This is a genomic window from Comamonas aquatilis, from assembly GCF_965139575.1.
Taxonomy (GTDB): domain Bacteria; phylum Pseudomonadota; class Gammaproteobacteria; order Burkholderiales; family Burkholderiaceae_C; genus Comamonas; species Comamonas aquatilis.
In genome coordinates this window covers 42,580-55,415 of sequence record NZ_CBCSIW010000027.1, presented here as the reverse complement: position 1 = coordinate 55,415, position 12,836 = coordinate 42,580, and the positions used below count along the sequence as shown (strand labels likewise).

The following is a 12,836-nucleotide window of genomic DNA, read 5'->3' as shown; positions in this document are numbered from 1 at the left end:
CATTCGAGCCGCAATCCTCAATCGGTTTACTGAACTGGGCTGCCCGCAGACGGTGGCTGTGGCGTAGCCACGTCTGGGGTTGGGGAAATCTGGCCTGGGGCTGATTTATGCAACAACGCCATCGGTGACCAGAACCGTGGCATTGGGACTGAGATTCAGGCGATTAAGAATCTCGTTGAACGCTGTCAACATGATGTCGCTGCCAAACACTGCGGTGCCGTTGGGCGTGGGGGCCGAAAAAGTCAACCCGTGGGATGCAGTCTCCACAAAAATATAGGGAGCGCTGAGTTGCACAGCATTCGCATTTCTGGCCTGGGTATACCAGACCCGTTGGCTGGGTCGGTAGATTGTCGGTGTGGTGCGCTCTCCCAGCACCCGGCCTTCGTGGTCCCGGAATGACCAGCTTTCCGTGCGCAGATCACCATGAATGGTTAGATATGCTTCGAAAGTACCGGGAGGGGCATACAGCTCGGCCTCGATTGCAGGATTGGCGCGTACGGCAATCACCTGTAGAAAATCGTCATTCGGAAAACCGAAATAGGCCGAGAAGCGGATGGGCATGGCCCGCAATGCCCTTGAAACAACGGGCAAGAGATTTTGCGCGCCCTCAAAGGCGGTAGCTGGATTGGCCAAACCCACACCACTGGTTGACATGATTTCCACAAATCGCTTTTCCGTCTGCAGTGACTCTTCCAACTGGAGGAATACCTTGTCAGCGATCAAATTGAACTTTTCTTCTGCGCTGCTGACTGCTAGGCCCTGGAATTGCCCGAAGACGAGTGCCATGAAGACTGCAGTCAGGAGCAGGATAAGCAGGATGCTGGCCGAAACAATCCAGTGCTGGAACTTGATGCGCATTGGAAATCTCACAGGGTTTTGTGGATGAATGGCTGGGCAGGTCCGATGCGTGTTGCCAAGCCCGTTTCGGGGCGGCTGGATTTGTGGCGTTTTCCCGGTGTAATGGCTGCTGAAGAAGCGCAATGCCGGGTGTGGCGATGTCGATCTCGTTAGGGCGCCATGGTTCATGATAGCCCCGCAGCTGCAGTAAAAATCGACGCAGCATGGCTCGCTTTGTGCAGACAATCCCTAATCGCCTGGCAACTGTCGATAGATAAATTTGAACTATTGCTTCAAATTCGGCAAGGCCAAGAGCCTTGTAAAAGCGATGCCCGAGCCGCAAGCCAGCTCTGATCGTTCAGCAGGATTTTTTGGAGGAGGGTTCAATACCCTCGTAAGCGTTATCTGGCGCTGTCTGTTGCTGGCTGGGTACTGATGGCTTTGAGGGCCATATCGGCCAGCAAGGCCGTCACGCGAGGGTCTTCGCCAGCAGCAGTCAGTACTTCAAAGCGGCAGTGCGGGTACTGCTGGCGTAAAACGTCTATCAGTCGTGGAATGTCTTCGCGCGCATGCTTGCCTGTGCCCAGAAATAGCGGCAGCACGGTGAGATGATCGACGCCTTGGCTCAGCAGTTCGGCAGTGGCCGATGGCAGATCCGGAGCACAAGCGTCCAGATAGGCGCACAGGCAAGGCAGCTCAGGCTGCTGCCCTGCAACGGCTTGTTGTACGGCCTCAATTGGCTGGCGCCACAGTGCATCGCGCGAGCCGTGGGCCAGAAGAATCAGCCCGGGTTTGGTGGCCGGGCTTGTGTGAGGGAAATGGCTTGAGTTTTCCATCAATTAACGCCTGAGTACCAGCCAGCCAAAGGCTGAAAGCGATAGCGCGGTGTAGAGCAGGCCCGGCGCTGCGGCGGTCAGCCATGGCCACCAAGTCTGCAGCGTGCCTATATAACCAAACACGTTGTTGAGCAGGAAGAAGCTGATGCCGGCCATCACCCCACCAAAGACATAGGTGGCAATGCCGCCCGAACGGAAGTGCAAATAGGCAAAAGGCAGGGCCAGCACCACCATGACCAGACAGCTCAAGGGATAGAACACCTTGCGCCAGAACTCGATCTCGTACTTTTGCACGGCCTGGCCGTTGGCATCCAGATGGCGTATGAACTGGAACAGGGCAATGGTGGACATGCTGTCGGGTTTGAGCAGCGCACCGGAAACCATGGCCGCCGTGACCTTGGTGGGCCAGCTCATGGATTCATGCGTGCTGCGAACCAGCTTGGTGTTGTCGCCTTCGGTAGACAAACGGCTCTCCTGCACGCCCTGCATCAGCCATTGGTCGTTGTCTTCATCCACCTGGGCTGCCGTGGCATTGAGCTGGCGCACTATGCGGCCGTCGCCGTCGAACTCGAATACGCGAACGCTGACGAAATCGCCTGGAGCCTTGACGGCACGCACATTGATGGCGATGGAGTGATCGCCCTGCTTTTCCTTGAGCCAGGCACCGGTGGCTCCCCGGGTGAGCTGGCCCTTGCCCAGAGCGCGCAATTTTTGCGCCACATTGTCTGCCGCAGGGGCGGCGTAGTCGCCCACGATCACGGTGACGGCCACAAAGAATGCGCCCAGCACCAGCAAGGTGCGTAAGGCCAGCCAGGGCCCCATGCCGCTGGTGCGCATGATGGTGAATTCCGAGCTTTGGGCAAAGCGCGCCATGACGAAAATTGTGCCGATCAGCACGGCAATCGGCATCAGCTCATACAGATGGCCTGGAATGGCGAGTGCCACGAACAGCAGCGCCTGTGTGATGCCGTAGGCCGAGTTGCGGCTGACCCAGCGCATCTCATCGACCAGATCGAAAAAGAAGAACAGGGCCAGGAAGGCCAACGTCACGTAGAGGACGGCAGCCAGAATCTGGCGATAGATCAGCCCGCGCAATACTTTCATCGTGCGGCTCCCGTGGCGGATTTGCGGCCAAGCAGATCACGCAATGACCAGCGCTTGTGGCGTACCAGCAAGATGAACATGCCGGTGATAAAGGTGGTGCCGTGCAGCAGCAGCAGCAAGGCGGTCATGCTGAGTTTTCCGGAGGAGACCCAGCTTTCGCCCAGGGTCATGAGGTTGTAGTAAACGATAAAGGCGAACAAGGCAATCATGAGGCTGGAGCTATTGCCAGCACGTGGGTTCACGCTGGAGACCGCCAGTCCCAGAATCACGAAATTGAGCGCCGCCAGCGGCAAGCCCAGACGCCAACCCAGCACCGAGCGGGCAATCGGTTCATCACGCTGTATCAACTCCATGGTGGGCATGCTGCGTGCGGCCTGTTCTTCCATGGAGATGGGGTTTTCGCCGTCTATCTGGGTGCCGTATTCCTTGAACTCGCTGACCTTGACCGTGCCATCGCTGGCGCGGGTTTCCATGCGCTGGCCGTCCATGAGAATCACCACGCGCTCGCCATTGATCACTTCCAGGCGGGCACCCTTGGCCGAGGTGACGGATTCGCGCCCCGGATCATTGGAGACAATGAATACATTGCTGGCCGCCATGGCGCTTGGCGCATCCTTGTCGATGAAAAAGACCCGGTTGCCGCCGGCTGATTCCTGGAACTCTCCGGGTGCAATCCGGTCAATGTCGCTGCGCTGCTGAAACTGCGTCTTGATCTGCTCGATCTGGGCATATGACCATGGCAGTACGCCCAGGGCCAAACCGGTGGTGACCAGGATGACCGGCCAGGCAAAGCGCAGCAGCGGCCGCAGCAGCGATGCCAGGCCCTGGCCGGAAGCAAACCAGATGACCATTTCGCTGTCTCGGTACATGCGTGACAGGGAGCCCACGATAGCCACGAACATGCTCAGTGCAAGAATCGTGGGCAATTGTCCGAGCACGGTAAAGCCCATGACCAGCATCACGTCGGAAGGGCTGACACTGCCCTTGTAAGCTTGACCCAGGGTGCGAATCAGCATCATGGTCATCACCACAGTGATAAGAACCACGGCCGTCGCGCCAAAGCTGCGGGCCAGCTCTTTGCGTATGGATGAATCGAATAACATTGGCTAAAAGGAAAATGCCGATTATGAACTTTGAACTGAAGGCTCTGACCGCTGCCGCTGCAGCGCGTGAGAAATGTGACTTGTTGCTGGTGCTGGTTTCCGAAGAGGCTGCACTGGGCAGCGATGCCATCGGTACCCTGGCGGCCCATGCCATTAAACACGGTGATTTTGCCTTGTCTTGCGGCAAGCAACTGCAGATGTACCAAGTACCCGCAGTGGCTGCCCGCCGCGTGGTGTTGCTCGGTGCCGGCAAAGGTACGGCCAAGGACGTGCGCAATGCACTGGCCGCTTGTGCATCCCTGCTCAAGACGGAAGGCATTGCCAAGGCGGTGCTGAGCTTCTCCTTCGAGGCTTCGGCGCAGGCTGTTGCCGCGGCCGTGCAGATGCTGGCGGATGCCACTTATGTCTACACCCATACCAAGCCCCAGGCCAAGGCAGTGGCGCTTAAAAAAGTGTTGCTGGGCGTGCCTTCGAAATCGGCAGCCCTGTCTGCCGCTTTTGATCTGGCCGTGGCGCAGATGAACGGCGTGGAAACTGCACGTGAGTGGGCCAATCGCCCCGCCAATCATGCAACGCCTACCTTGCTGGCCAATGCTGCGCGCAGCATTGCCAAGGCGGCGCGAATGAGCTGCAAGATTCACGGTCCGGCCGAAGTTGCCAAATTGGGCATGGGAGCCTTCATGGCCGTGGCCCAGGGCTCGCGTGAGCCTTTGCGCCTGATCGAGCTGCATTACAACGGTGCGGCGAAGAACGTGGCCCCGATTGTGCTGGTAGGCAAGGGCATCACCTTTGATACCGGCGGCATTTCGCTCAAGCCTGCAGCCGAGATGGACGAGATGAAGTTCGACATGGGGGGCGCTGCCAGTGTGCTGGGCGTGTTCCAGGCACTGGCCAAGTTGCAGCCGGCAATCAATGTGGTGGGCGTGATTCCTGCTTGCGAAAACATGCCCGACGGCGCGGCCGTCAAGCCCGGCGACGTGGTGACCAGCATGAGCGGTCAAACCATAGAAATTCTCAATACCGATGCCGAAGGCCGTCTGGTGCTGTGCGACGCACTGACTTACGCTGCCCGCTTCAAACCCACCGCCATGGTCAATATGGCCACGCTCACCGGAGCCTGTGTGGTGGCCCTGGGCGGCGTGCGCAGCGGTCTTTTCACGGCAGATGATGCCTTGGCGCAGGCGCTGCAAAACGCCGGTGATGCAGCCCATGACCTGTGCTGGCGCTTGCCGCTGGATGACGAATATGCCGAAGGCCTGAAGAGTAATTTTGCCGATATGGGCAATGTGGCCGGTCGTGCCGGCGGTGCAATCACGGCCGCCAAGTTCTTGCAGAAATTCGTGGGCGACATTCCCTGGGCGCATCTGGATATTGCCGGTACGGCCTGGAAGAGTGGCGCAGCCAAGGGCGGTACAGGTAGGCCCGTGGGCTTGTTGCTGCACTATCTGCTGGCGCAGGAAAGTGCTACGGCCAAGACTGTGGTCAAAACTCCGGCTAAAACCTCGGCAAAGACTTCAGCGAAAGCATCAACCAAGGCATCGACCAGAGCATCTACCCGAACCCCGACGAGCAAACCTGTAGCGAAGACGATCAAGACTGCAGCTGCGGGCATTGACTCTACAGGCGCGACCAAGCCGCGTGCCGTGCGTGCCAAGCCAGTTGTTGCTGGCGGCTCCGCCATCTGATGAACCATCCGCCGGTGTTTTGGCCCAGTTCTGGAGTCTGGAGCACTGGCGGGAGTGTGATGTGACTGAAATCGCTTTTCATTTCAATGCGCCTGACAAACAGGCCTATGCCTGCCGTTTTGCGCGCAAAGCCATCAATCATGGCGCCCGTCTTGTCATTTTGGCTGAGGAGGCGCAGCTTGCCAGCCTCTCGCCCAAGCTGTGGGCGGTTTCGCCCACGGATTTTCTGGCCCATTCACGCATCAGCGATGGTGCTCAACTCGTCTCGGCAGCTCCCATTGTGTTGACAAGCTCGTTGCAGGACTTGCCGCATCATGATGTGTTGGTCAATCTCACCCGGCAGGTGCCGGAGTCTTTCGCACAGTTCGCGCGAGTGGTAGAAATCGTCTCGTCCGTGGACGAAATGGACCGCCATGATGCGCGCGAGCGCTGGAAAGACTATGCAGCGCGTGGCTATGCCATCGCGCGGCATGACTTGAATCTCAAGGGGTAGGCCATGAATTCCACACCCAGAATTCCGCCACGCTTTGTTCCGACCTTGACCGAAGTAATAGCTGCAGAGCATGAGTCGGCCGCTGCAGAACAAGACGCAACAAGCTCGGAAGGCGTGCCGATGCCAGAGTCGGCGCAGCAGCCCGAGTTGGTACCAGACGCGCTTGGCGCTTTGGCGGTGCCCAAGCAGGCTGCTGCTTTCCATTCTCCCTGGCTTGCCGACGGTTTGTATGCCAAGCGTGGCGCAGCAGCTCTTCCCAAGGAGTTGCCGCCGCTGCCCGAGGCTTTGCCGCCTCAGCCCTCGTTTGCGTCAGCTGAAGTGATTGCGGCAGCGAACCCGGGACCGGCCGCCGATGTCCATCTTGAAACAGACCTATTGGCTCAAGCTGAATCACATCCGCTGGATATTGCGAACCTGCCCGAGTTGGGGGCAGAGCCTGTCAGAGAGCTTGAGTCGGCGCTCCCCTTGGCAACTAGCCTGCCTACAACCCAGCAGCCGCAGCAAGGGCTGGTTGCGAATGCTCTGGCTTCCGCGGTAAGCGAGGAAGATCTGGTTCACCGCCTCATGCAAAGGGTTGATCTGGTGTTGGAGCAGCGCTTGCGTGAGGCCATTGCGCAAGTGGTGCAGGAGCAGACCCGCACCATGGTGCTTAGGCTGCGGCAGGAGGTGGAAACCGTGGTGCGCCAGTCTGTTTACGAGGCCACAGAGGGCGAACTGTCAAAGCAAGTCCGCCTGAAGTCCGAGCAGGGCCTGGAAAACGGGCATTGATCTCCAAGGCTCGACAGCTGTTTCACTGCCTGAGCCGGATAGGGCCGGAGAGCACCTCGGGGTTGAGGATGTGGGTGGCATTGCCAGCCACAAAATTCACCACATTCTCAAAGGCGGCGCGGAAGTACAGCTCGTAGCTGTCTTGCTCTACATAGCCGATATGCGGCGTGCAAATGCAGTTTTCCAGGCGCAGCAAGGCATGGCCTTGCAAAATGGGTTCGCTCTCGAACACGTCGATGGCGGCCAGACCGGGGCGGCCGCGATTGAGCGCGCAGAGCAATGCCTCAGGCTCTATCAGCTCGGCGCGTGAGGTGTTGACGAACAGGGCGGTGGGCTTCATGCGGGCCAGGTCCTGAGCCGTGACCACGCCGCGCGTGGCTTCATGCAGGCGCAGATGCAGGGACAGCACATCGCTTTGTTCAAAAAATGCCTCCTTGGATGCTGCGGCCGTCAGGCCGTCATCCACCGCTCTTTGGCGGGAGGCTTCACTGCCCCAGACGCAGACCTGCATGCCAAACACCTTGCCGTAACTGGCCAACAACTGGCCTATGCGGCCATAGCCCCAGATGCCCAAGGTGCGGCCACGCAGCACATTGCCCAGGCCGAAGTTAGTAGGCATGGAGCCGGTCTTGAGTCCCGATTGCTGCCAGGCTCCGTGCTTGAGATTGGCGATGTATTGCGGCAGGCGGCGCATAGAAGCCATGATCAAGGCCCAGGTCAGCTCGGCGGGGGCGACCGGAGAGCCTATGCCTTCGGCAATGGCCACGCCATGATCGGTACAGGCTTTGACGTCGATATGGGCTCCGGCCTTGCCCGTCTGGGCAATGAGCTTGAGACGAGGCAGCTTTTCCAGCAACTGCCGGGTGATGGGCGTGCGTTCGCGGATCAGAACGATGATGTCCGCATCGCGCAGCCTGATGGCCAACTGGCCCACGCCCTTGACCGTGTTGGTGTAGACCTTGGCATTGAAAGGCTCCAGCAACTGGGCGCATTCGAGCTTGCGCACAGCATCTTGATAATCGTCCAGAATAACTATGTTCACTACCGGAATCCTTTGGTAAGTGGCTGAATTGATTGGATAAATCCAATGTATTCAATGCGCTAAAGCTTTGGCTACCCCAATCTGCGCCAAAACCAACGCCGCCAGGCGGCTCAGGCCCGCCTTACTCACTCCATAGCTTAGCGTAGCTTTTGGCATCACTTTTCAAAGTATGTCACCTGAAGAGGATCTGCTCAGTATTTTGATGCCATGCTGCAAGAAGATTGATAGCAGAGACTCTATTGCCCTTCAGGCTGCTTCAGGGGTAAGGTCTGGGCGCTGTGAGCGGATCTCCAAAGATGGGATGACTGGGAATCCCAGTCAAAAAGAAAAGCGGAAGCTCCTATCCGTCGCTGGCCGGTGTGCTTATGGCATCAATCGCTGTTGCTGATGGTTTTTGAATATTTTTCAAGATGCTCGAGCAGGCGCTCATACAACTCGTCCGTGGCCATGGAGTTCAGGACCTCGGTCTTGGCCTCTTCGGCACGCAACTCAAAACGCAAACGCAAAGTTTTGAGATATTCGGGGTTCAGGGTTTCTATCACTGCGAACAGCAGCGCTTCCTGGGCCACGAGCTGACTTTTCATTTTTCTCAGCTCGGATCCTTGACTGCCTAAGAAATCCATCTCGCTTCCCCCATTTGATTTTTATCAATTTTAGGAGCAAAAGCCGGCCATCGTGACCAAGGCGAAGTGCCGCTGCAAGTCATGTTGAGAGCCGCAAAAGCGCAGGCTGGCTGGAGCCTCCTGCAGGCGGAGATCAGATAGCGCGCCAAAGTGCTCTAACTCCATTGCAGTCTGTCGACTTCAAGCCGGTTTGAGCAGACTCAGCAGCGATATCGAGGCAAAATTGCAACTTCCAACAGATGCTGCATGCGCTCTGGAACCAGCACAAGGGGCTTTGTATGACACGAATTCTTCCGATCTTGTGGATCGCCGTCAGCCTGATGAGCGGCGGAGCATATGCCCAGGAACGTGTCGCGCTGCGCAGCAGTGCCAGCTCCTCGGTCAGCGGGCAGATCAAGGGGGACGATAGCGCCCAATATGCGCTGGCTGCCGGGCCGGACCAGCAAGTGACGGTCAAACTGGTCACCAACAACCCCAGCAATTACTTCAATGTCGAGAAAAAAGGCCGTTCAGAGGCGGTTTGCCAAGGCGCATTGACGGGCAATGTCTGCATGTTTCGACCGGAGACGGGGGCAGACTATGTCATCCATGTGTTTCTGATGCGCAATGCAGCGCGGCGCGGTGAACAGGCGCAATACACGCTTTCCATGGAGCAAAGTTCTTCAAGCACCGGTCAGCCGGCACCGGCCGCCGATATGCAGGCTGCATCGGCAGCCATGGCTGCGTGCAAAAGCGCTCTGGCCTTGAAGAGTGGGGCCAATTCCTTGTTCGTGCTGCCGCTATCGCATGTGCCTGCGGCTGGAGGCTATGAAGTCTTTCTCATGCTTCAAGGTGTGCAGTGGCTGTGTGCAACGGATTCCAGGGGGCATGTGAACCGCCTTGAGCAACGCTGAGCGTATTTGGGATAGCTCAGCAGCGGGGCTGTATTACGGCGTCAGGGGGCGGTGATCGTTGTCCGCAACGGCTCAGGCGTGCCAGACCTGTTCTGCGCCTGCCATGCGCTCAAGCTCCGCGCAAACATCGGCCATGCGGCCGGAAATCAGCAGGCACTCGGGCTGCTTTTGTGGTTCGCGCTGCACGATTTTCAACAGGCGCGGCTGGATGCTGTCAGCCGCTTGCAGTGGCAAGGCCAGTTGCTGTAGCGCGGCCACTGGTTTGTCATATCGGCCTGGGCTATTGTGGCGACGGGTACGGCTGCTGCGCAGGGTGATCACGTTGGGGCAGGCGCCAGTGTCTTGAAGCCGCTGTGCTTGCTCTTGTGCCTGTGCGCTGTCGGAGCTGGGTCCGCCGACGTGGTCTGGCCCGCTGTCATTGCTGGCCGCCCATGCGGCTGAGGGCTGTCCTGCGGCAGCGGCGACGGGAAAGACTTTCCAGGCAAAACGTGTCAAAGACAGCAGTGGTGCGGTGAATCCCATTTGGCAACTCCTTATCAAAAGCCGTGAGGCATGAGCAGGGCAGGATTGCAAACTTTAGGCAAAGCTTCGCCCAGGGCGAAGCTGCAAGGCTTCGCGCCTACCACCTGGACTGGAGAAAACAGGGGCTGTGCGCAGCGGTGAGGCCGGGCGCGCAGCGGCAGCAGTTACATGAACATGCTGTTGCGGATCAGGCCTACGGCCAGGCCTTCGATGGCGAACGACTCTTCGGGCGCTACATGAATTACCTTGTAATCGGGATTTTCGGGCAGTAGCTCAATGCCCTGGGGCGTGCGCTTGAAGCGCTTGACCGTCACGTCGTCGCCCAGGCGGGCCACCACGATCTGGCCGTTGCGCGCCTCGGTGGTGGCTTGCACGGCCAGCAGATCGCCGTCCATGATGCCGGCATCGCGCATGGACATGCCGCGCACCTTGAGCAGGTAATCGGGCTTGGCGGCAAACAGGCTGGGTTCGACCGCATAGCTCTGGTCTATATGTTCCTGGGCCAGAATGGGCGAGCCGGCAGCCACGCGCCCCACCAGCGGCAGCACCAGCTGTGCCATGGAGGACAGCGGCAGGGAAAAGCTGGCGCCGCGCGCGGCATTGATGTTGCGCACGGTGTCTGCGCGCAGGCGGATGCCGCGCGAGGTACCGCTGACCAGATCAATCACGCCCTTGCGGGCCAGGGCCTGCAGATGCTCTTCGGCGGCATTGGCGGACTTGAAGCCAAAAGTGCTGGCGATCTCGGCGCGGGTAGGGGGAGCGCCGGTGCGGGAAATAGTCGATTGGATGAGGTCCAGAATCTGCTGCTGGCGAGGAGTGAGCTTGGGGTGGTCTAGCATGCTGGCATCCAGTCTTGGTTCGATAGGCTCAGGCTTGAAGGCCTGGGTCTGGAATTCTGATCTGTTGGTTTATACAGTACCTGTATTTTTAACCAGTTTTTTGTGGAGAGCAAGTGGCAAATCCTAAGATTGTGATTTTGGGCACCGGGGGAACGATTGCGGGCCAGGCGGAATCGAGCACGCAGGCCGTGGGCTACAAGGCCGGGCAGATCAGCGTGGAGAGTCTGTTGGCCGCGGTGCCGGATTTGCCACAGTTGGCTGCGGCTCCGCTGGCCGCCGTGCAGCTGGCTCAGATCGACAGCAAGGATATGGACTGGCCGGTGTGGCGCAGCTTGCTGCAGGCCGTGGCCGAGGCGCTGGCCGATGCCGATACGCAGGCCCTGGTGATCACGCACGGCACGGACACGCTGGAGGAAACCGCCTGGTTGTTGCACACCGTGCTGCAGCCCATCAAGCCGGTGGTGCTGACCTGTGCCATGCGCCCGGCGACTTCGCTGCAGGCCGATGGTCCGCAAAATCTGCGCGATGCCGTGGTGGTGGCTGCCAGCGCCGTGGCTGGGGTGTGGGTGGTTGCGGCTGGCGAAGTGCATGGCGCGCAGCAGGTGCTCAAGGTTCATCCTTATCGCCTCAATGCGCTGCGCTCCTATGAGAGCGGACCTTGTGCCGTGGTGCAAGAGTGTGCCGTGCGCTGGCTGGCCCAGCCCGTGGCCGTCAGGCAGGCACAGGCTTTGAGCAGCACGGCGTTGCAGGACTTGCTGGGCCGCAGCGAGCTGCCCTGGGTGGAATTGCTGACCTCTGGGGCTTTGCAAAGCGGACGCAGCGTGGATGCGCTGGTGGCCGCCGGCGTGCGCGGTCTGGTAGTGGCGGGCACGGGCAATGCCACGATTCATGCCCATATGCTGCAGGCACTGGCACGCGCGCAGCAGGCTGGCGTGGTGGTATGGAGCAGCACCCGCTGCCTGGAAGGCTTGCCCGTGGGTTTTACCGAGCAACCCTCGCAACCCTCTGTGCTTAAGGCGATGGCGGGGCTTTCCGGCTGGCTGCGCGCTGGTGCAACGGCGGGCGAGCCGGATGTGATCCTGTTGACGCCCGGCAAGGCCCGCGTGGCGTTGATGCTGGCGCTGGCATTGCAGTCGAGTGAAGACTCCTGAACTGATAGCTGCTGGCGTATGCAGAGTAAGCGCTAGAAAGCAAAAAGCACCTCGATGAGGTGCTTTTTTGAGCGCGTGTCTTAATGACGGCTTGCAGAGGCTGGCTTATTCGGCAAGAGCCGCAAAAGCGCGTGCAGTGATTTCTTCCACGGTACCTGTACCGCTGATGGCGCGGTACTTGGGAGCTGCAGCGGCGTCGGCCTTGGCCCAGTTGCTGTAGTAGTCCACCAGAGGGCGGGTCTGGCTGCTGTACACATCCAGGCGCTTCTTGACGGTTTCTTCCTTGTCGTCTTCACGCTGCACCAGGTCTTCGCCAGTGACATCGTCCTTGCCTGCCACCTTGGGTGGGTTGAACTTGACGTGGTAGGTACGGCCCGAGGCGGGGTGGCTGCGGCGGCCGCTCATGCGTTCAATGATGGCCTCGAAAGGCACGTCGATTTCCAGCACGTAATCGAGCTTCACGCCAGCAGCCTTCATGGCGTCGGCCTGGGGGATGGTGCGGGGGAAGCCGTCGAACAGAAAGCCCTGGGCGCAATCGGGCTGGGTGATGCGTTCCTTGACCAGGTTGATGATCAGGTCGTCGCTGACCAGCTGGCCGGCGTCCATCACGGCCTTGGCTTGCAGGCCCAGAGGCGTGCCGGCCTTGACGGCAGCGCGCAGCATGTCACCGGTGGAGATTTGGGGGATACCATACTTTTGGCAGATGAAGGCGGCCTGAGTGCCTTTGCCGGCGCCGGGTGCACCCAACAAAATCAGTTTCATGGAGATCCTTGAGGAGAGTAGAAATTCTTGGCTTGCCAGAGGTGGTGGGTGGTCACCAGTTTTGCCCTCCGGCTATATTTTTTCGCGGGCAAGGATAGCACGCACAAGACCAACACAGGCTTACACAAGTGGCTAGCGACTGTCACAAGTGGGGCCTGGGAAGGCTTTGCTGCTACCT

The 12,836-nt window shown here is 59.3% G+C and carries 14 protein-coding genes; 5 read left to right on the top strand and 9 right to left on the bottom strand.

The annotated features are described in order from the left end of the window. Positions 1–105: 105 nt before the first annotated feature. The 4 genes from ACNAZA_RS20735 to lptF form a co-directional block, all read right to left on the bottom strand. A complete protein-coding gene (locus ACNAZA_RS20735; RefSeq protein ID WP_415798393.1) occupies positions 106–858 on the bottom strand; it encodes a hypothetical protein in 753 nt (250 codons plus the stop codon). Positions 859–1,238: 380 nt separating this feature from the next. Next, positions 1,239–1,673: a sirohydrochlorin chelatase gene (locus ACNAZA_RS20730; RefSeq protein WP_415798392.1), complete on the bottom strand. Its 435-nt coding sequence runs from the start codon at positions 1,671–1,673 to the stop codon at positions 1,239–1,241. A gap of 3 nt (positions 1,674–1,676) precedes the next feature. Further along, positions 1,677–2,777 carry an LPS export ABC transporter permease LptG gene (lptG, locus tag ACNAZA_RS20725; protein WP_415798390.1) on the bottom strand — a complete coding sequence of 367 codons (1,101 nt, stop codon included), beginning with the start codon at positions 2,775–2,777 and terminating at the stop codon, positions 1,677–1,679. Further along, positions 2,774–3,880 (bottom strand): LPS export ABC transporter permease LptF, encoded by a 1,107-nt coding sequence (lptF, locus tag ACNAZA_RS20720; RefSeq protein WP_415798389.1) that lies wholly within the window; start codon positions 3,878–3,880, stop codon positions 2,774–2,776. Before lptF ends, lptG begins: the two co-directional genes overlap by 4 nt. A gap of 23 nt (positions 3,881–3,903) precedes the next feature. Between lptF and ACNAZA_RS20715 the strand changes: the two genes are divergently transcribed. The 3 genes from ACNAZA_RS20715 (at position 3,904) to ACNAZA_RS20705 (ending at position 6,826) form a co-directional block, all read left to right on the top strand. Then, positions 3,904–5,565, top strand: coding sequence for a leucyl aminopeptidase (locus ACNAZA_RS20715; protein WP_415798388.1), 1,662 nt, complete (start codon positions 3,904–3,906; stop codon positions 5,563–5,565). Between the two features lie 61 nt (positions 5,566–5,626). Further along, positions 5,627–6,058 (top strand): DNA polymerase III subunit chi, encoded by a 432-nt coding sequence (locus ACNAZA_RS20710; RefSeq protein WP_415798387.1) that lies wholly within the window; start codon positions 5,627–5,629, stop codon positions 6,056–6,058. A gap of 3 nt (positions 6,059–6,061) precedes the next feature. After that, positions 6,062–6,826: a hypothetical protein gene (locus ACNAZA_RS20705; RefSeq protein WP_415798386.1), complete on the top strand. Its 765-nt coding sequence runs from the start codon at positions 6,062–6,064 to the stop codon at positions 6,824–6,826. Between the two features lie 22 nt (positions 6,827–6,848). On the opposite strand, the gene ACNAZA_RS20700 is transcribed toward ACNAZA_RS20705, so the two are convergent. Next, positions 6,849–7,868, bottom strand: a complete 1,020-nt coding sequence (locus ACNAZA_RS20700) for a D-2-hydroxyacid dehydrogenase family protein (protein WP_415798385.1) — start codon at positions 7,866–7,868, stop codon at positions 6,849–6,851. Between the two features lie 371 nt (positions 7,869–8,239). Next, positions 8,240–8,452: a hypothetical protein gene (locus ACNAZA_RS20695; protein WP_415798384.1), complete on the bottom strand. Its 213-nt coding sequence runs from the start codon at positions 8,450–8,452 to the stop codon at positions 8,240–8,242. A 317-nt stretch (positions 8,453–8,769) separates the two neighbouring features. On the opposite strand from ACNAZA_RS20695, the gene ACNAZA_RS20690 reads away from it, so the two are divergent. Beyond that, positions 8,770–9,384, top strand: a complete 615-nt coding sequence (locus ACNAZA_RS20690; RefSeq protein ID WP_415798383.1) for a hypothetical protein — start codon at positions 8,770–8,772, stop codon at positions 9,382–9,384. A gap of 72 nt (positions 9,385–9,456) precedes the next feature. On the opposite strand, the gene ACNAZA_RS20685 is transcribed toward ACNAZA_RS20690, so the two are convergent. Together ACNAZA_RS20685 and lexA are read right to left on the bottom strand one after the other, a co-directional pair. Beyond that, complete coding sequence (locus ACNAZA_RS20685) at positions 9,457–9,906, bottom strand: hypothetical protein (protein ID WP_415798382.1); 450 nt, start codon at positions 9,904–9,906, stop codon at positions 9,457–9,459. Between the two features lie 164 nt (positions 9,907–10,070). Continuing rightward, complete coding sequence (gene lexA / locus ACNAZA_RS20680) at positions 10,071–10,745, bottom strand: transcriptional repressor LexA (RefSeq protein WP_120967526.1); 675 nt, start codon at positions 10,743–10,745, stop codon at positions 10,071–10,073. Between the two features lie 113 nt (positions 10,746–10,858). On the opposite strand from lexA, the gene ACNAZA_RS20675 reads away from it, so the two are divergent. Continuing rightward, complete coding sequence (locus ACNAZA_RS20675) at positions 10,859–11,896, top strand: asparaginase (RefSeq protein ID WP_415798381.1); 1,038 nt, start codon at positions 10,859–10,861, stop codon at positions 11,894–11,896. Positions 11,897–12,001: 105 nt separating this feature from the next. Here the strand turns inward: ACNAZA_RS20675 and adk are convergent, their stop codons facing one another. Beyond that, positions 12,002–12,658, bottom strand: a complete 657-nt coding sequence (gene adk, locus ACNAZA_RS20670; RefSeq protein ID WP_415798380.1) for an adenylate kinase — start codon at positions 12,656–12,658, stop codon at positions 12,002–12,004. Between the last annotated feature and the right edge of the window lie 178 nt (positions 12,659–12,836).